The following is an 18,556-nucleotide window of genomic DNA, read 5'->3' on the forward strand; positions in this document are numbered from 1 at the left end:
CGTTTCCTAACTGCACTGTCGCCTGGCAGACCCGAACTTTTACCTCAGCCCGAACAAGCGCGTCGGCGATCTGCCGGCGTCGACGGCCTCCCTCAAGCTTGAAGTGCAGCTCACGTTGGCCAGGTAGGACGAGGCGGCGCAGGTGCCGGCGAAGCGGCTGAACCTCGGTTGACGCAACATGTGCGGCCGTCAGTTGAATAGGTGTCGCGGCGGGTCGCACGAGCGCGCGCGGTGCGTGCCACCGCGCGCGTTGGAGCCCAGCGCGCGCGTACGACCTCTCGACCCGACAGGCGAACATGTGTACGATAAAGACGGTCGCGAGACGGCGGTCGAGCGACCGGAGCGTCACACCGGTGTTGCCGCGCGTTGCCGAGAAAATCGAATAAACAGGACAAAAAGCCAAAGCTGGCCACGCGGACCGGTTGTGGCAACCCCTAAAACCCCTTGTATCGGCGACACGTAGGGCTCTCCCTCTTGACGAGGGGGTATGTCGGAAGGCACGCTTCGAAGGCGGCGGATTCGCGACGGCTTGAGGTTCTGGATCCCGGTGTGACGGGTCCCTCGCCGGCGAACTGCCGGGGGTGCGTTGGACAGTCGCGCCTGGTGTGGCTAGACTGCTAGTTTGCGCTGCCTTCCGTCATGCTTCCTGCCGAGGCGCTGGTGTCTAGGGGTCTGCTCAGAGTGTTGTTCGACAGCCGTTCACACGGTCACGTGGATGACGTTTTTGCAGGTCAGCTGGTTCTGGGGTCGGAGCGGGTCGGTCGGGGTGCGCGCGTCATGACGGCAACGGTGCTCGAGAGGACGCATCTTGGCAGTCTCCCGCCCCGGTAACACATTCCACTCTCGTCCCACTGCAGGCAACCCCTACGGGCCGCTGCGGGTCTCCTTCGGGAAGATCCAGGAGCAGCTTGAGGTTCCCAACCTGCTCGATCTTCAGACCAGCTCGTTCGACTGGCTGATCGGCAACGAGTCCTGGCAGGCTCGTGCGGCCGACGACCCGTCGATGCTCAGCGGCCTGGCCGAGATCCTCGAGGAGATCTCTCCCATCGAGGACTTCTCCGGCTCCATGTCGCTGTCCTTCTCCAACCCCCGGTTCGAGGACGTGAAGGCCTCGATCGAGGAGTGCAAGGAGAAGGACCTCACCTACTGCGCGCCGCTGTTCGTGACGGCGGAGTTCACCAACAACACCACCGGCGAGATCAAGAGCCAGACGGTGTTCATGGGTGACTTCCCGATGATGACCGCCAAAGGCACGTTCATCATCAACGGCACCGAGCGTGTGGTCGTGTCGCAGCTGGTCCGTTCTCCGGGCGTCTACTACACCAAGGAGCCGGACAAGACCTCCGACAAGGACATCACCAACGTCCGCGTCATCCCGAGCCGCGGCGCGTGGCTGGAGTTCGACGTCGACAAGCGCGACTCGGTCGGCGTACGCATCGACCGTAAGCGCCGGCAGGCCGTGACGGTGCTGCTCAAGGCCCTCGGCTGGACACCGGACCGGATCCGCGAGCGGTTCGCCGACTCCGAGATCATGCTGGCGACCCTGGAGAAGGACCACATCGCCGGCCAGGACGAGGCGCTGCTGGACATCTACCGCAAGCTGCGTCCGGGCGAGCCGCCGACGCGCGAGAACGCGCAGACGCTGCTGGACAACCTGTTCTTCAACCCGAAGCGGTACGACCTGGCCAAGGTCGGCCGGCACAAGGTCAACCGCAAGCTCGGCCTCAACGTCCCGGTCACCACCGGCACGCTGACCGAGGACGACGTCGTCGCGACCATCGACTACCTGGTCAAGCTGCACTCCGACGTGGAGGGCTACGAGCCGGACGACATCGACCACCTCGGCAACCGGCGGTTGCGCACCGTCGGCGAGCTGATCCAGAACCAGGTGCGGGTCGGCCTGTCCCGGATGGAGCGGGTCGTCCGCGAGCGGATGACCACCCAGGACGTCGAGGCGATCACGCCGCAGACGTTGATCAACATCCGGCCGGTCGTCGCCTCCATCAAGGAGTTCTTCGGCACCAGCCAGCTGTCCCAGTTCATGGACCAGGTCAACCCGCTGGCCGGCCTCAACCACCGGCGGCGGCTGTCCGCGCTGGGTCCCGGTGGCCTGTCCCGTGAGCGGGCCGGTCTTGAGGTCCGCGACGTGCACCCCAGCCACTACGGCCGGATGTGCCCGATCGAGACCCCCGAGGGTCCCAACATCGGCCTGATCGGCTATCTGTCCGCGTTCGCGCGGGTCAACCCGTTCGGCTTCATCGAGACGCCATACCGCAAGGTCATCGACGGCGTGGTCAGCGACCAGATCGACTACCTGACCGCCGACGAGGAGGACCGGTACGTCCGGGCCCAGGCCAACGCCGTACTGACTCCCGAGGGCCGGTTCGCCGAGGACCGGGTGATGGGCCGGAGCAAGGGCGGCGAGGTCGGCCTGTGGCCGCCGGACCAGATCGACTACATGGACGTGTCGCCGCGGCAGATGGTCTCCGTCGCCACCGCGATGATCCCGTTCCTGGAGCACGACGACGCCAACCGCGCGCTGATGGGTGCCAACATGCAGCGCCAGGCGGTGCCGCTGGTACGCACCGAGGCGCCGCTGGTCGGCACCGGCATGGAATACCGTGCCGCCTCCGACGCCGGTGACGTCATCGTGGCCGAGCAGTCCGGCGTGGCCGAGGACGTGTGCGCCGACTACATCACCGTCATGAACGACGACGGCACCCGGCGGACCTACCTGCTGCACAAGTTCCGCCGGTCCAACCAGGGCACCTGCACCAACCAGAGCCCGATCGTCAACGAGGGTGACCGGGTCGAGGCCGGCCAGGTGATCGCCGACGGTCCGTCCACCGACTTCGGTGAGATGGCCCTGGGCAAGAACCTGCTGGTCGCGTTCATGCCGTGGGAGGGTCACAACTACGAGGACGCGATCATCCTGAGCCAGCGGCTGGTCCAGGACGACGTGCTCACCTCGATCCACATCGAGGAGCACGAGGTCGACGCGCGCGACACCAAGCTCGGTGCCGAGGAGATCACCCGGGACATCCCGAACGTCTCCGAGGAGGTCCTCGCCGACCTCGACGAGCGCGGCATCGTACGGGTCGGCGCCGAGGTCGGGCAGGGCGACATCCTGGTCGGCAAGGTCACCCCCAAGGGGGAGACCGAGCTGACCCCGGAGGAGCGCCTGCTGCGCGCCATCTTCGGCGAGAAGGCCCGGGAGGTCCGGGACACCTCGCTGAAGGTGCCGCACGGCGAGTCCGGCACGGTCATCGGCGTACGCACCTTCAGCCGCGACGACGGCGACGAGCTGTCGCCCGGCGTCAACGAGCTGGTCCGGGTGTACGTGGCGCAGAAGCGCAAGATCTCCGACGGTGACAAGCTCGCCGGCCGGCACGGCAACAAGGGCGTGATCTCCAAGATCCTGCCGGTCGAGGACATGCCGTTCCTGGAGGATGGCACGCCGGTCGACATCGTGCTCAACCCGCTCGGCGTGCCGAGCCGGATGAACATCGGGCAGGTGCTGGAGATGCACCTGGGCTGGATCGCCTCCCGCGGTTGGCAGGTCGAGGGTGACGACCAGCCGTGGAAGGTCGCTCTCAAGGCGATCGGCTCCGACCACGCCGAGCCGTTCACCCGCGCGGCGACGCCGGTGTTCGACGGCGCCAAGGAGGAGGAGATCGTCGGGCTCCTGGAGTCCACCCTCCCCAACCGGGACGGCAGCCGGATGGTCGACGGGACCGGTAAGACGATCCTGTTCGACGGCCGCTCGGGTGAGCCTTACCCGGACCCGGTCGCGGTCGGCTACATGTACATCCTGAAGCTGGCCCACATGGTGGACGACAAGATCCACGCGCGCTCCACCGGTCCGTACTCGATGATCACGCAGCAGCCGCTCGGCGGTAAGGCGCAGTTCGGTGGTCAGCGCTTCGGTGAGATGGAGTGCTGGGCCATGCAGGCCTACGGCGCCGCGTACGCGCTGCAGGAGCTGCTGACGATCAAGTCCGACGACGTCCCCGGCCGGGTGAAGGTCTACGAGGCCATCGTCAAGGGCGAGAACGTTCCAGAGCCCGGAGTGCCCGAGTCGTTCAAGGTGCTGCTGAAGGAGCTTCAGTCGCTCTGCCTGAACGTCGAGGTGCTCTCCACCGACGGCGTGTCCATCGAGATGCGCGACTCCGACGACGAGGTGTTCCGCGCCGCGGAGGAGCTGGGAATCGATCTGTCTCGGCGGGAGCCGAGCAGCGTCGAAGAGGTCTGACGCGTACGGCGGGGTCAGCACTCCAGCTGATCCCGCCGGGCCGCCGACCACCGTCAGGACCTGAAAAGAAAGAGAAGGTTACACGTGCTCGACGTCAACTTCTTTGACGAGCTGCGTATTGGCCTGGCTACTGCCGAAGACATCCGCCAGTGGTCCCACGGCGAGGTGAAGAAGCCCGAGACGATCAACTACCGCACGCTCAAGCCGGAAAAGGACGGCCTGTTCTGCGAGAAGATCTTCGGGCCGACTCGCGACTGGGAGTGCTACTGCGGCAAATACAAGCGGGTCCGGTTCAAGGGCATCATCTGTGAGCGCTGCGGCGTCGAGGTCACTCGCGCCAAGGTGCGGCGTGAGCGGATGGGTCACATCGAGCTGGCCGCTCCGGTCACCCACATCTGGTATTTCAAGGGTGTCCCGAGCCGGCTGGGCTACCTGCTCGACCTGGCCCCCAAGGACCTGGAAAAGATCATCTACTTCGCGGCGTACCTGATCACCTCGGTGGACACCGAGGCCAGGCACCGCGACCTGCCGACCATCGAGTCGGAGATCGGCGCCGAGAAGAAGCACGTCGAGCAGCGTCGCGACAACGACATCGAGGCGCGCGCCAAGAAGCTGGAAACCGACCTGGCCGAGCTGGAGGCGGAGGGCGCGAAGTCCGACGTACGCCGCAAGGTCAAGGAAGGCGGCGAGCGGGAGATGCGCCAGCTGCGCGACCGTGCGCAGCGCGAGATCGACCGCCTCGACGAGGTGCTCGACACCTTCCGCAAGCTGGAGGTCTCCCAGCTGATCCCGGACGAGCTGCTCTACCGCGAGCTGCGCGACCGGTTCGGTGACTACTTCACCGGCGGCATGGGCGCCGAGGCGCTGCAGAAGCTGCTGGAGAACTTCGACCTGGAGGCCGAGGCCGAGTCGCTGCGCGAGACCATCCGCAGCGGCAAGGGCCAGCGCAAGATCCGCGCGCTCAAGCGGCTGAAGGTCGTCGCGTCGTTCCTCAACACGCGCAACTCGCCGATGGGCATGGTGCTGGACTGCGTGCCGGTCATCCCGCCGGACCTGCGGCCGATGGTGCAGCTGGACGGTGGCCGCTTCGCGACCTCCGACCTAAACGACCTCTACCGCCGGGTGATCAACCGGAACAACCGGCTCAAGCGGCTGCTCGACCTCGGTGCGCCGGAGATCATCGTCAACAACGAGAAGCGGATGCTGCAGGAGGCCGTCGACGCGCTGTTCGACAACGGCCGCCGCGGTCGCCCGGTCACCGGTCCCGGCAACCGGCCGCTCAAGTCGCTGTCGGACATGCTGAAGGGCAAGCAGGGCCGGTTCCGGCAGAACCTGCTCGGCAAGCGCGTCGACTACTCCGGCCGTTCGGTCATCGTGGTCGGCCCGCAGCTCAAGCTGCACCAGTGCGGCCTGCCGAAGATGATGGCGATCGAGCTGTTCAAGCCGTTCGTGATGAAGCGGCTGGTCGACCTCAACCACGCGCAGAACATCAAGTCCGCCAAGCGGATGGTGGAGCGTACCCGTCCGGTCGTCTGGGACGTGCTGGAAGAGGTCATCACCGAGCACCCGGTGCTGCTCAACCGTGCGCCGACGCTGCACCGGCTCGGCATCCAGGCCTTCGAGCCGCTGCTGGTCGAGGGCAAGGCCATCCAGATCCACCCGCTGGTCTGCACCGCGTTCAACGCGGACTTCGACGGCGACCAGATGGCGGTGCACCTGCCGCTGTCCGCCGAGGCCCAGGCCGAGGCGCGGATCCTGATGCTGTCCAGCAACAACATCCTGTCGCCGGCGTCCGGCCGTCCGGTCACCGCGCCGACCCACGAGATGGTCATCGGCCTCTACCACCTGACCTCGGTACGCGAGGACGGGATCGGCAAGGACCGCGTCTTCTCGTCGCCGGCCGAGGCGATCATGGCCTACGACGCGCACGAGCTCGACCTGCGCGCGCCGATCAAGGTGCGGGTCCAGGACGTGCTCGGTGTCGACAACGGCGAGGGCGGCGCCCGCTGGGAGTCGCCGGAGGGCTGGCAGCCGGGCAGCGCGGTGCTGCTGGAGACCACGCTCGGCCGGGTCCTGTTCAACGAGACCCTGCCGCCGGACTACCGGTTCATCAACTACGAGATCCGCAAGGGTCAGCTGTCCGCGATCGTCAACGACCTGGCCGAGCGCTATCCGAAGGTCCAGGTGGCGGCGACGCTGGACGCGCTGAAGGAGGCCGGCTTCCGCTGGGCCACCCGCTCCGGCGTGACGATCTCGATCGACGACGTGGTGGTGCCGCCGCGCAAGGCGGAGATCCTGGAGTCGTACGAGGCCGACGCGGAGAAGATCGAGAAGCAGTACCAGCGCGGTGTGATCACCGCGGAGGAGCGGCGCGGTGAGCTGATCCAGATCTGGACCAGGGCGACCAACGAGGTCGCCAAGGAGATGGAGCAGAACTTCCCGAAGACCAACCCGATGTGGCAGATGATCCACTCCGGTGCCCGCGGCAACATGATGCAGGTCCGGCAGATCGCTGGCATGAAGGGTCTGGTGGCCAACCCCAAGGGTGAGATCATCCCGCGGCCGGTGAAGCACAGCTTCCGCGAGGGCCTCACGGTGGCGGAGTTCTTCATCTCCACCCACGGTGCCCGTAAGGGTCTGGCCGACACCGCGCTGCGCACCGCCGACTCGGGTTACCTGACCCGGCGTCTGGTGGACGTCAGCCAGGAAGTGATCATCCGCGAGGACGACTGCGGCACCAGCCGTGGCGTCACGCTGCCGATCGCGTCCGTGGTGGACGGCGTGGTGATCAAGGATCCGCACGTCGAGACCAGCGTCTACGCACGTACGCTCGCCGAGGACGCGTCCGACGCGGACGGCAACGTGATCGTGGCCGCCGGCAGCGACCTGGGCGACGTGAGCATCGAGCGGCTGGTCGCCGCCGGTGTCACCGACGTCAAGATCCGGTCGGTGCTGACCTGTGAGGCGGCGCTGGGCTGCTGCGCGGTCTGCTACGGCCGGTCGCTGGCCACCGGCATCCCGGTGGAGGTCGGCGAGGCGGTCGGCATCATCGCCGCGCAGTCGATCGGTGAGCCCGGCACGCAGCTGACGATGCGTACGTTCCACACCGGTGGTGTGGCCGGCGACGACATCACCCTGGGTCTGCCGCGGGTCACCGAGCTCTTCGAGGCTCGGGTGCCCAAGGGCAAGGCGCCGATCGCCGAGGCGGCCGGCCGGATCCGGATCGAGGAGACCGAGAAGGCGCGCAAGATCGTCATCGTGCCGGACGACGGCAGCGACGAGGTCGCGTATGACAAGATCTCCCGCCGGTCCCGGCTGCGGGTCACCGACGGCGATCACGTCGAGGTCGGCGAGAAGCTCACCGAGGGTGCCGTCGACCCGCACGAGGTGCTGCGGATCCTCGGCCCGCGTCAGGTGCAGCTGCACCTGGTCCGCGAGGTCCAGGAGGTCTACCGGTCGCAGGGTGTGCAGATCCACGACAAGCACATCGAGGTCATCGTCCGGCAGATGCTCAAGCGGGTCATCATCATCGACTCGGGTTCCACCGACTTCCTGCCCGGCGCGCCGATCGAGCGTGCCTCGTTCGAGGCGGAGAACCGTCGCGTGGTGGCCGAGGGTGGCGAGCCGGCCTCCGGCCGTCCGTCCCTGATGGGCATCACCAAGGCGTCGCTGGCCACCGACTCGTGGCTGTCCGCGGCCTCCTTCCAGGAGACCACCAGGGTGCTCACCGACGCCGCCATCGCGGCGCGCAGTGACTCGCTGCTGGGCCTGAAGGAGAACGTCATCATCGGTAAGCTCATCCCGGCCGGTACGGGCATCTCCCGTTACCGCAACATCCGGGTCGAGCCGACCGAGGAGGCGCGTGCCTCGGTCTACTCGATGTCCCCGTACACCGACAGCGGCGACTACTCGGTCTTTGGACAGGGCAGTGGCCAGGCGGTGCCGCTGGACGACTACGACTACGGCGGCTACAACCGCTAGGAGTCCGCGCTAGCCGGAAACCGGCCGTCTCCCTCCCGGGAGGCGGCCGGTTCCCGTCGTACGGCGTCCAGTGCCTGGAAGACGGTGAGCGCGTCGCGAATGGCGGCGACATCGTGAGTGCGGATGAAGCCGACACCGTGGCAGGCGGCATACAGCTCCGCCGCCAGGGTGGCGGGGCCGATCTGGTCGAGATCGCGGCCGGTGACCGTACGCAGGAACGACTTGCGCGACGGCGAGACCAGGACCGGCACCCCGAACCGTGACTTGAGCGCACTCAGCTGGTTGAGCGCCAGCATCGACGGCTCGGGAGTCCGGCCAAGGAAATAGCCGAGCCCCGGATCGATGACCAGCCGGTCCCGGTCGACACCGGCCGCCTGCAGCGCGGTCAACCGCTCGTGGAAAAACCGTTCGATGCCGGTCCACACCGTCTCGGCGGCGGTCAGGACCCGGGTGGCCGGTCCGCTGCGCTGCACCGAATGCATCACGATCAGCTGGCAGCTGAGCTTGGCCAGCTCCCGGTATCGGCCCGGATCGGGAAAGCCCTGGATGTCGTTGAGGTACGCGGCGCCGTGCTCGCTGGCGAAACGCTGGGTCTGTGGCCGGAAGGAGTCGACCGACACCGGGATGCCGGCGGCGACCAACTCGTCGAGGACATCGGCCAGGCGCCGGATCTCCTGCTCGGCGGTCAGCTGCCGCGCATCGGGGTGACTGGCCGCCGGGCCGAGCTCGATGATGTCCGCGCCGTCGGCGCGCAGCCGCCGCGCATGTGCCAACGCGTCCCGCGCGGCGAGGAATCTGCCGCCGTCGGAAAACGAGTCGGTGGTGATATTGACGACCCCGACCAGCTGGGGCCGCTCGAAACCACCTAGCAGCGACGAATCCGGATGCACCACAGCCGCGCCTCCCAGAGCCATTCCAGAGGCCCAGGCGTACGGCACGAACATCCCGAGGGATGGAGCCGCTCCCCGATGGTCACATCCATCTCGACACGCCAGTTACGACTCGGCAACACCTTACCAACGCTCAGCCGGACGGCTGCTCGTAGAAGGCGCGTACCGGCCGGGTCGACAGCAGGATGCCGGCCGCCAGCAGCGAGCCACCGCAGACCAGGGTCGGCAGGAGATAGACGGCCATCTGTGGCTGGACGCCGAAACTCACGACGGCCATCCCCGCTAAGATGACGCCACCGATCAGGAACAGCGGTCCGAGGATCTGCGCGAGCAGCTTCATGTAGACCCACGGCCGCGGGCCACCCCACCAGCCGCGGAGGATGATCGCGGACACCGCGAGAGCCCAGAAGACCACCCAGAAGACGGTCGAACCGCTGGTTTTCGGGTCGTGGAACAGCGAATAGACCGACAGCGCGAGCATGCACAGCCAGCACAGCATCAGCAGCCCCCAACCCAGGTGCAGTTGCACTGGCCGCGGCTCGGTCAGCGTGTGCGCGCGTTTGGGCGGCACCTTGGACAGGCTCGGAAAGTAGGTCACGACCTGCAGATTAGTGTCCGATAGAGGTCGGCGCCGGCGGCATTCCGGTGCTTTGCCTTTATGTTGAGGCTGTCTTGGGGAAACGGAGCCTTGGCGTGCGAAAACTCGGATGGGTGGCCGCGACCGCGGCGGCACTGGTGATCGGCGGGGGACTGGCCGCGGCGCGACCGGCTGCGGCGGCGACGTGCGACACGGTGTCGACGACGCCGGTGTTCGCCGGGAAGATCCCGACGGCCAAACAGGTGCTCGGGTTCGATCTCGGCAGTCGGCAGGCCACCGGCGACCAGCTCAACCAGTATCTGGCCGCTGTCGACCGGGCCAGCGACCAGTTGGTCACCGGCACCTTCGCGACCACCGCGACCGGCCGGCGGCTCACGTACGCTTTGGTGTCACGCAAGAAGAATCTCTCGCCGGCCGCGCTGCGCCAGCTGAGCCACGACGCCGAGCTGCTGCGCCGGCCCGACCTGCCGCCGGCGGTCGCCACGGCCATCCAGGCGCGGATGCCGGCGATCCTCTGGCTGTCGGCCAACGTGCACGGCAACGAGCCGGCCGGCGGCGACGCGGTGGACCGGATCGCGTACGAGCTGACCGACCGCACCGACTGCGTCGCGAGCCGCATCCTGGACAACGCCGTCGTCGGCCTGATCCCGTCGCAGAACCCGGACGGTCGGGCCGCCAACACCCGGCAGAACGCCTACGCCTTCGACATGAACCGCGACTGGTTCGCCCGTACGCAGCCGGAAACCCAGGGCAAGCTCGACCTGCTGGCGAAATACCCGCCGCAGCTCTACATCGACGAGCACGGCATGGGTGGCGACGGTTATTTCTTCCCGCCGAACACCGATCCGACCTACCACGAGACCTCGGACGCGTCGGTGCAGTGGATCAACAACGTGTACGGCTCCGCCAACGCCGCCGCTTTCACGGCCAAGCAGTTCGCCTTCGAGACCTACCAGTCCGGCTATGACCTTTTCTATCAGGGTTACGGCGACAGCGTGCCGACCACGCAGTTCGGCGCCGCCGGGATGACCTTCGAGGTCGGCCAGCAGGCCAGTTATCCGCTGCAGACCGAAAAACACTACACCTCCGGCATGGCGTCGCTGTTCGCCGGCGCGAGCCAGCGAAAGGCGATCCTGACCGGCTGGCACGACGGCTATGTGCAGGCGCGAAAACAGGGCCAGGAGTGCGCGCTGCAGCCGAACAAGGTCTACAACCCGGGCCACACCGTGCAGCTGCCGGTGCCGGACATCAAGGTCTGCGGCTATTTCCTGCGCACCGACAATCCGGCGAAGAAGCGCGACACGCTGGTCGTGGTCAAGCGCCTCCAGCAGGCCGGTGTTCGCGTCTATCGGCTGCCGAAACCGTTGTATGTCAAGGACTTCACCGCGTACGGCCGGGCACCGGCGGCGACCACCATGCCGGCCGGGACGTACTGGATCCCGATGGACCAGCAGGAAAAGCACTGGATCCAGGCGATGCTCAACGAGAACACCTACGTGCCTTTCCCGTACTTTTACGACGTCTCCGGCTGGAGCATGGCCCTGTTGTCCAATGTGGACGGTGGCCGTTCCGGCCAGCTGGTGAAAGGCGCGTCGCCGGTCTCGCCGGTGACGGTGCCCAAGCTGCGGCTGCCATCCGGCCTGCCGCGGATCGGCATCCTTTCCTACACCTCCAGTCCGTTCCGGCCGTCGGAGAGCGCCGGCTGGCTGCGCTGGCGGCTGGACAAGGATTGGAAGATCCCCTCGACGGTTCTCAGCCCGAGTCAGGTCAGCCCGTCCGTGCTGTCCAACCTCGACGCCCTGATCGTGCCGGACATCGACGCGAAGACAGTGAAAACTCTGCTCGGTGACACCGGGAAGAAAGCGTTGGCCGACTGGACCAACGCCGGCGGCCACTACGTCGGCTGGGAAGGCGGCGCACAACTCGCGGCGAGCCTCGGCCTGTCCACCGCGGTCCTGCGCGACCCGAAAGGCACCGCGCCGGGCACGCTTTTCCGCGTACGCACGCCGAACTCGCCGCTGACCGCCGGTGTCGGCGCGACCGACTGGGTGATGTACAACGGCGATCCGGTGATGACCGCGGCCAACCCGGCGACCGTGGTGGCCAGCTATCCGCCGGCGAACTCCGCCGACTGGTATGTCTCCGGCTATCAGGAAGGCGCCGAAGAGCTCGGCGGCACCGCGGCCGAGATCAGCGAGCCGGTCGGCACCGGCCGGGTCACGGTTTTCGCGATCGACCCGAACTTCCGCGCGTTTTCCGACGGCAGCGCCAAGCTGCTCTTCAACGCCATCACCACGTCGCGCGGCACGGTGACGCCAGGCGTACGCGCGCCGCAGCGGCTGGCCGCCGAGCAGAAGGCCGCGCAGGCGGCCGGCGAGCTCACCCGGGCGCCGGACGCGCTCCTGGCCATCCGCGTGCGGCCGGCCGAGGCGGCAGCAACCGGCCAGCTGCTGGCCAGGCACGGTGTCGCCTACCGTACGGTTTCCGGACCCGACTCGGTGTTGCTCGTGGTCGACGGCGGCCGCGCGGCTCCGGCCGATCCCGAGCCGTGGGTCCGTGCGTTGCCGACCGAGCTTCGCGGCGCCGGAGTCACGCCGTTGGCGATCCAAACGACGTAACCAGACAACGTAAAACGCGTCCAACCCCTAGACTCGGCGAGGTTAGGCGTCGGTGGGGAGAAGATGGCGATGGCGTACGGGGCCCACCCGGACATACCGCAGGCTCCGCAGCGCACGCCGTCCTGGGATCCCGCACCGCAGTGGACGCCGTACGGTGCGTACCAGCCGGTGCCGGTCGAGCCGCGGCCCCGGCCGGCGTCGGCCGCGAGCTGGGCGCTTGCCGCGAGCGTGGTCGCGGTCGCGCTGTCGCTGTGCGTCGGTGGCCTGATCCCCGGCCTCATCGGCTTGGCGCTGGCCCGGATGGCCACCGCCGAGGTGGCCGCGTCCGGTGGCTGGTTGACCGGCGCCGGGATGATCAAAGCAGCGCGGGTGCTCAGCCTGGTCGCCATCGCGGTCTCGGTCGTGATCGGCGTCGTGCTCGTCGACAACTGGCTCTTCGGCCTCGGCGTCGACGTGGGGGACGCGCACTATCCAAGTAGCGTGAACTGACGCGGGGACCGCGACAGGTGCGCAGCGTTGACTTGGTGTTGACTTGCCGTTGACATTGCTTGAGCGGGGAAAGGAACCTCGATGACCCAACCGCCGGGAGACAACCGTCCGGACGACCAGCAGGGCGGCCAGCCGGCTGGTGGCGGCTTCTCCACCCCGCAGTACTCCACCCCCAACTACGACACCCCGTCGTACGACCCCGGTTCGTACGACCCGGGCCAGAGCGCCGAGCCGCCGTCGCTGCAGAAGAACGACCAGCCGCAGCAGGACCCGACCTCGCCGTGGGCCGATCCCGGCGCACCGCCGCCGAGCGGCTACGACCAGCCGCAGGCCCAGCCCAACGGCTACAGCACCTACTCGGACCAGGGCTACGGCGCCACGCCGTCCTCGGGCACCGGCTATCCGGCGTCCGGCGCGGGCTACGGCCAGCCGGCCTCCGGTCCCGGTTACGGCGCGCCGGCCTCCGGTCCCGGCTATGGCGCACCTGCCTCCGGCGGCGGCTACGGCGCACCGGCGTCGGGGCCCGGCTATGGTCAGCCCGCGTCCGGCGGTGGCTACGGCCAGCCGGGTTATGGCCAGCCTGGTTACGGTCAGCCGGGCACCGGCTATCCGGCGCCCAAGCAGACCGACGGGATGGCCATCGCCGCGATGTGCACCGGCATCGGCGCCATCGTCCTCGGCACGCTCTTCACCTGCTGCCACTTCCTGATCGGCGGACCGATCGGCATCGTCGTCGGTGGAGCGGCCGCCGTGCTGGGATTCATGTCACGGTCGCGGATCCAGCAGTCCAACGGCACGATCGGCGGCGACGGCATGGCCCTGGCCGGCCTGATCTGCGGCATCGTCGCGGCGGTCATCGGCCTGGTGGTCGTGATCCTCGGCGTCCTCGGTCTCGCCTACCTGTTCTCGGCCAGCCGCTACACCGGCTGATACGAGCGCGGCGCATATCACCCACCCCCGTTTTGACCCGTGCGATGGGGGTGGGTACGCTTGTTGTTCGTGCCTGGGGTGGCCCGGGCACTGTCGCGCGCCGTCAGGTGGGCTCGTAACGGAATAGTCACGAGCGCGCAGCTGTTAGGTGAGCGGTGGCGCATCCTCCGTAGGACTGTAACGGTCCGCGCGGATGCGCGGGTCGAGCGACACGCCCGACCGCGGGGGTCGGAAAACCGGGCCCCGACCAGGCCATCGACAACAGCGTAATGGGACCATCGTGTCTGCGTACTGACACCAGACATGCGACAACAGGCAAGACAGACAACGAAGGAAGGCCAGGCTCGGTGCCCACGATCCAGCAGCTGGTCCGCAAGGGCCGCCAGGACAAGGTCGAGAAGAGCAAGACCCCGGCGCTCAAGGACGGGCCGCAGCGTCGTGGCGTGTGCACTCGCGTGTACACCACCACGCCGAAGAAGCCCAACTCGGCGCTGCGCAAGGTGGCCCGTGTCCGGCTGACCAGTCAGATCGAGGTCACCGCGTACATCCCCGGCGTCGGCCACAACCTGCAGGAGCACTCGATGGTGCTGGTGCGTGGTGGCCGGGTGAAGGACCTGCCGGGTGTGCGTTACAAGATCGTCCGCGGCTCGCTGGACACCCAGGGCGTACGCGGCCGCAAGCAGGCTCGCAGCAAGTACGGCGCGAAGAAGGAGAAGAGCTGATGCCCCGCAAGGGTCCCGCCCCCAAGCACCCGGTCGTCGTCGACCCGGTGTACGGCTCCCCGCTGGTCACCAGCCTGATCAACAAGGTCCTGCTGTCCGGCAAGCGCTCGGTCGCCGAGCGGATCGTGTACGGCGCGCTGGAAGGCGCTCGCGAGAAGACCGGCGCCGACCCGGTGATCACGCTCAAGCGTGCGCTGGACAACGTGAAGCCGACCCTCGAGGTGAAGAGCCGCCGCGTCGGTGGCGCCACCTACCAGGTGCCGATCGAGGTGCGGCCGAGCCGGTCCACCACGCTGGCGCTGCGCTGGATCATCACCTACAGCCGGGCTCGCCGCGAGAAGACGATGACCGAGCGGCTGATGAACGAGCTGCTGGACGCCAGCAACGGTCTGGGTGCGAGCGTGAAGCGCCGCGAGGACACCCACAAGATGGCCGAATCCAACAAGGCTTTCGCGCACTACCGCTGGTAGTGCCGCCGCACCGGCAGCGTGACCCGCTGGCCGGTGCACGTCGATATCTAGTGTGAGAGAAGAGAGCAGTGGCCAAGGACGCCGAACTCGCCAGGACCCGCAACATCGGGATCATGGCGCATATCGACGCGGGCAAGACCACGACCACCGAGCGGATCCTGTTCTACACCGGCATCAACTACAAGATCGGTGAGGTCCACGATGGCGCCGCCACGATGGACTGGATGGAGCAGGAGCAGGAGCGCGGCATCACCATCACTTCCGCGGCGACCAAGGTCGCCTGGAAGGACCACACGATCCAGATCATCGACACCCCCGGACACGTCGACTTCACCGTCGAGGTGGAGCGCAACCTGCGGGTGCTCGACGGCGCGATCGCGGTGTACGACGGTGTCGCCGGCGTGGAACCGCAGACCGAGAACGTCTGGCGGCAGGCGGACAAGTACAACGTGCCGCGGATGTGCTTCGTCAACAAGCTGGACCGTACGGGTGCGGACTTCTTCCGTTGCGTCCAGATGATGATCGACCGGCTCGGTTCCACCCCGCTGGTGCTGCAGCTGCCGATCGGCCTGGAAGGCGACCACATCGGTGTCGTCGACCTGGTCGAGCAGCGCGCGCTGACCTGGCGTGGTGAGACCAAGAAGGGCGAGGACTACGCGGTCGAGCAGATCCCGGCCGACCTCGTCGAGCAGGCCGCCGAATGGCGGGAGAAGCTGCTGGAGACGCTGGCCGAGAACGACGAGACGGTCATGGAGGCCTACCTCGGCGGCGAGGAGCTGTCGGTGGCCGACATCAAGGCGGCCGTACGCCGGCTGACGCTGGCCAGCGCCGCCAACCCGGTGCTGTGTGGCTCCGCGTTCAAGAACAAGGGCGTCCAGCCGCTGCTCGACGCGGTCGTTGACTATCTGCCCAGCCCGCTCGACGTCGGCGCCGTGCACGGCACGCTGACCGACGGCGAGACGCCGGCGGAGCGCCAGCCGGCCGAGAGCGAGCCGTTCTCCGCGCTGGCCTTCAAGATCCAGACCGACCCGCACCTGGGCAAGCTGACCTACGTGCGGATCTACTCGGGCCGGGTCGAGGTCGGCAACCAGGTCATCAACTCGACCAAGGACCGCAAGGAGCGGATCGGCAAGATCTACCAGATGCACGCGAACAAGCGCGAGGAGCGCGGGTTCGCGGGTGCTGGCGAGATCATCGCGGTGGCCGGACTGAAGCAGACCACCACTGGCGACACGCTCTGCGACGCCGCCAACCCGGTGATCCTGGAGTCGATGACCTTCCCGGACCCGGTGATCTCGGTGGCCATCGAGCCGAAGACCAAGAGCGACCAGGAGAAGCTCTCGATCGCGATCCAGAAGCTCGCCGAAGAGGACCCGACGTTCAAGGTCCACAACGACGAGGAGACCGGTCAGACGATCATCGAGGGCATGGGCGAGCTGCACCTGGAGGTGCTGGTCGACCGGATGCGCCGCGAGTTCAAGGTCGAGGCCAACGTCGGCAAGCCGCAGGTCGCCTACCGGGAGACCATCCGCAAGACGGTCGAGAAGGTCGAGTACACGCACAAGAAGCAGACGGGTGGCTCCGGCCAGTTCGCCAAGGTGCTGATCTCGATCGAGCCGCTGGACGTCAGCGGCGACGGTCCGACGTACGAGTTCGAGAACAAGGTCACCGGTGGCCGGATCCCGAAGGAGTACATCCCGTCGGTGGACGCCGGCGCGCAGGACGCCATGCAGTACGGCATCCTGGCCGGCTATCCGCTGGTCGGCATCAAGCTGACGCTGCTCGACGGTGCCTACCACGAGGTCGACTCGTCCGAGATGGCGTTCAAGATCGCCGGCTCGATGGTGCTGAAGGACGCGGCCCGCAAGGCCAGCCCGGCCCTGCTGGAGCCGCTGATGGCGGTCGAGGTCACCACGCCCGAGGAGAACATGGGCGACGTGATCGGCGACCTGAACTCCCGCCGTGGCGTGATCCAGGCCATGGAGGAGCGGGGTGGCGCCCGTGTCGTCAGGGCACAGGTGCCGCTGAGCGAGATGTTCGGGTATGTCGGCGACCTGCGTTCCAAGACGCAGGGCCGGGCCAACTACTCGATGCAGTTCGACTCGTACGGCGAGGTTCCGGCGAACGTCGCCAAGGAAATTATCGCCAAGGCGACCGGAGAGTGAGCTGGTTCCGGGTGGCCGGGTTCCTAGCCGACCTGGTCACCCGGAATCGGCACCACCGAAGAAAAACCCAGGTGGCGAAGACTCCCAAGTGATGGCCGGTTAATTCCGTCCAAAACACAACCAGTACGCTCTTCGGCCGAGACCACCGGCGGAGCACAGAGAAAGAGTCCACAGGAGGACCACAGTGGCGAAGGCCAAGTTCGAGCGGACCAAGCCGCACGTCAACATCGGCACCATCGGTCACATCGACCATGGCAAGACCACGCTGACCGCGGCCATCACCAAGGTCCTGCACGACAAATATCCCGAGATCAACCCCTTCACGCCGTTCGACCAGATCGACAAGGCGCCGGAGGAGCGGCAGCGCGGCATCACGATCTCGATCGCGCACGTCGAGTACCAGACCGAGAAGCGGCACTACGCGCACGTCGACTGCCCCGGTCACGCCGACTACATCAAGAACATGATCACCGGTGCCGCCCAGATGGACGGCGCGATCCTGGTCGTGTCGGCCACCGACGGCCCGATGCCGCAGACCCGTGAGCACGTCATCCTGGCCCGCCAGGTCAACGTGCCCTACATCGTGGTCGCGCTGAACAAGGCCGACATGGTCGACGACGAGGAGATCCTGGAGCTCGTCGAGCTGGAGGTCCGCGAGCTGCTGACCTCGCAGGAGTTCCCCGGCGACGACGTGCCGGTCGTACGCGTCTCCGCGCTGAAGGCGCTGGAAGGCGACGCCGAGTGGAGCGAGAAGCTCATGGAGCTCATGGACGCGGTCGACGAGTCCGTGGCCGAGCCGGAGCGCGACACCGAGAAGCCGTTCCTGATGCCGATCGAGGACGTCTTCACCATCACCGGTCGTGGCACCGTCGTCACCGGTCGTGTCGAGCGCGGTGTGCTGAAGGTCAACGAGACCGTCGACATCGTCGGCATCCGTGAGGCCAAGCAGTCCACTACGGTCACCAGCGTCGAGATGTTCCGCAAGATCCTCGACGAGGCGCGCGCCGGTGAGAACGTGGCGCTGCTGCTGCGTGGCATCAAGCGTGAGGATGTGGAGCGCGGCCAGGTCGTCATCAAGCCGGGCACCACCACCCCGCACACCGAGTTCGAGGGCCGGGTCTACATCCTGTCCAAGGACGAGGGTGGCCGGCACACGCCGTTCTTCAACAACTACCGGCCGCAGTTCTACTTCCGCACGACGGACGTGACCGGCGTCGTGACCCTCCCCGAGGGCACCGAGATGGTCATGCCGGGTGACGACACCAACATGACGGTCCAGCTGATCCAGCCGGTCGCCATGGAGGAGGGCCTGCGGTTCGCCATCCGCGAGGGTGGCCGCACCGTCGGCGCCGGCCAGGTCACCAAGATCATCAAGTAGCACCCGTCAACCGGGGTGAGCCCCACCACTGGGGCCCACCCCGGTTGGCTTGTGTCTGACACG

Annotated in this window: 11 protein-coding genes and 1 riboswitch; of the genes, 9 read left to right on the plus strand and 2 right to left on the minus strand. The window is 67.4% G+C overall.

Annotated elements, in window-relative coordinates:
• Window positions 1-808 precede the first annotated feature (808 nt).
• Together rpoB and GNX95_RS17740 are read left to right on the plus strand one after the other, a co-directional pair.
• Window positions 809-4,252, plus strand: a complete 3,444-nt coding sequence (gene rpoB / locus GNX95_RS17735; protein ID WP_163508516.1) for a DNA-directed RNA polymerase subunit beta — start codon at window positions 809-811, stop codon at window positions 4,250-4,252.
• A gap of 84 nt (window positions 4,253-4,336) precedes the next feature.
• Window positions 4,337-8,233, plus strand: a complete 3,897-nt coding sequence (locus GNX95_RS17740) for a DNA-directed RNA polymerase subunit beta' (RefSeq protein WP_163508517.1) — start codon at window positions 4,337-4,339, stop codon at window positions 8,231-8,233.
• On the opposite strand, the gene folP is transcribed toward GNX95_RS17740, so the two are convergent.
• Both folP and GNX95_RS17750 read right to left on the minus strand, forming a co-directional pair.
• On the minus strand, window positions 8,230-9,078 hold the full coding sequence (gene folP / locus GNX95_RS17745) for a dihydropteroate synthase (protein ID WP_246281743.1): 849 nt from the start codon (window positions 9,076-9,078) through the stop codon (window positions 8,230-8,232). The genes GNX95_RS17740 and folP overlap by 4 nt on opposite strands.
• Before the next feature lie 69 nt (window positions 9,079-9,147).
• Window positions 9,148-9,242: riboswitch (ZMP/ZTP riboswitch) on the minus strand.
• A 14-nt stretch (window positions 9,243-9,256) separates the two neighbouring features.
• Window positions 9,257-9,721 carry a hypothetical protein gene (locus tag GNX95_RS17750; protein WP_163508518.1) on the minus strand — a complete coding sequence of 155 codons (465 nt, stop codon included), beginning with the start codon at window positions 9,719-9,721 and terminating at the stop codon, window positions 9,257-9,259.
• A 95-nt stretch (window positions 9,722-9,816) separates the two neighbouring features.
• Here GNX95_RS17750 and GNX95_RS17755 point away from each other — a divergent pair, with 95 nt between their 5' ends.
• The 7 genes from GNX95_RS17755 to tuf all read left to right on the plus strand — a co-directional run bounded on the left by GNX95_RS17755 (window position 9,817) and on the right by tuf (window position 18,493).
• The gene (locus GNX95_RS17755; RefSeq protein WP_163508519.1) at window positions 9,817-12,339 is read left to right on the plus strand and encodes a M14 family zinc carboxypeptidase; all 2,523 of its coding nucleotides are present in this window, start codon (window positions 9,817-9,819) and stop codon (window positions 12,337-12,339) included.
• 69 nt (window positions 12,340-12,408) lie between these two features.
• Window positions 12,409-12,828 (plus strand): hypothetical protein, encoded by a 420-nt coding sequence (locus GNX95_RS17760; RefSeq protein WP_163508520.1) that lies wholly within the window; start codon window positions 12,409-12,411, stop codon window positions 12,826-12,828.
• A gap of 81 nt (window positions 12,829-12,909) precedes the next feature.
• The gene (locus GNX95_RS17765) at window positions 12,910-13,758 is read left to right on the plus strand and encodes a DUF4190 domain-containing protein (protein ID WP_163508078.1); all 849 of its coding nucleotides are present in this window, start codon (window positions 12,910-12,912) and stop codon (window positions 13,756-13,758) included.
• 347 nt (window positions 13,759-14,105) lie between these two features.
• Complete coding sequence (gene rpsL / locus GNX95_RS17770) at window positions 14,106-14,480, plus strand: 30S ribosomal protein S12 (protein WP_163508521.1); 375 nt, start codon at window positions 14,106-14,108, stop codon at window positions 14,478-14,480.
• Entirely contained in the window at window positions 14,480-14,950 is a 471-nt protein-coding gene (rpsG, locus tag GNX95_RS17775) for a 30S ribosomal protein S7 (protein ID WP_163508522.1), read from the plus strand. Before rpsL ends, rpsG begins: the two co-directional genes overlap by 1 nt.
• Before the next feature lie 113 nt (window positions 14,951-15,063).
• The gene (fusA, locus tag GNX95_RS17780) at window positions 15,064-17,115 is read left to right on the plus strand and encodes an elongation factor G (RefSeq protein ID WP_425483904.1); all 2,052 of its coding nucleotides are present in this window, start codon (window positions 15,064-15,066) and stop codon (window positions 17,113-17,115) included.
• A gap of 184 nt (window positions 17,116-17,299) precedes the next feature.
• Window positions 17,300-18,493 carry an elongation factor Tu gene (tuf, locus tag GNX95_RS17785; protein WP_163508524.1) on the plus strand — a complete coding sequence of 398 codons (1,194 nt, stop codon included), beginning with the start codon at window positions 17,300-17,302 and terminating at the stop codon, window positions 18,491-18,493.
• Window positions 18,494-18,556 lie beyond the last annotated feature (63 nt).

It is taken from the genome of Fodinicola acaciae, assembly GCF_010993745.1.
GTDB lineage: Bacteria > Actinomycetota > Actinomycetes > Mycobacteriales > HKI-0501 > Fodinicola > Fodinicola acaciae.

What these genes read in the sequence shown, in the direction of transcription:
- GNX95_RS17760 (WP_163508520.1), top strand. Translation starts at nt 12,409, where the DNA reads ATGGCGTACGGGGCCCACCCGGACATACCGCAGGCTCCGCAGCGCACG.
- GNX95_RS17765 (WP_163508078.1), top strand. Translation starts at nt 12,910, where the DNA reads ATGACCCAACCGCCGGGAGACAACCGTCCGGACGACCAGCAGGGCGGC.
- rpsG (WP_163508522.1), top strand. Translation starts at nt 14,480, where the DNA reads ATGCCCCGCAAGGGTCCCGCCCCCAAGCACCCGGTCGTCGTCGACCCG.
- fusA (WP_425483904.1), top strand. Translation starts at nt 15,064, where the DNA reads ATGGCGCATATCGACGCGGGCAAGACCACGACCACCGAGCGGATCCTG.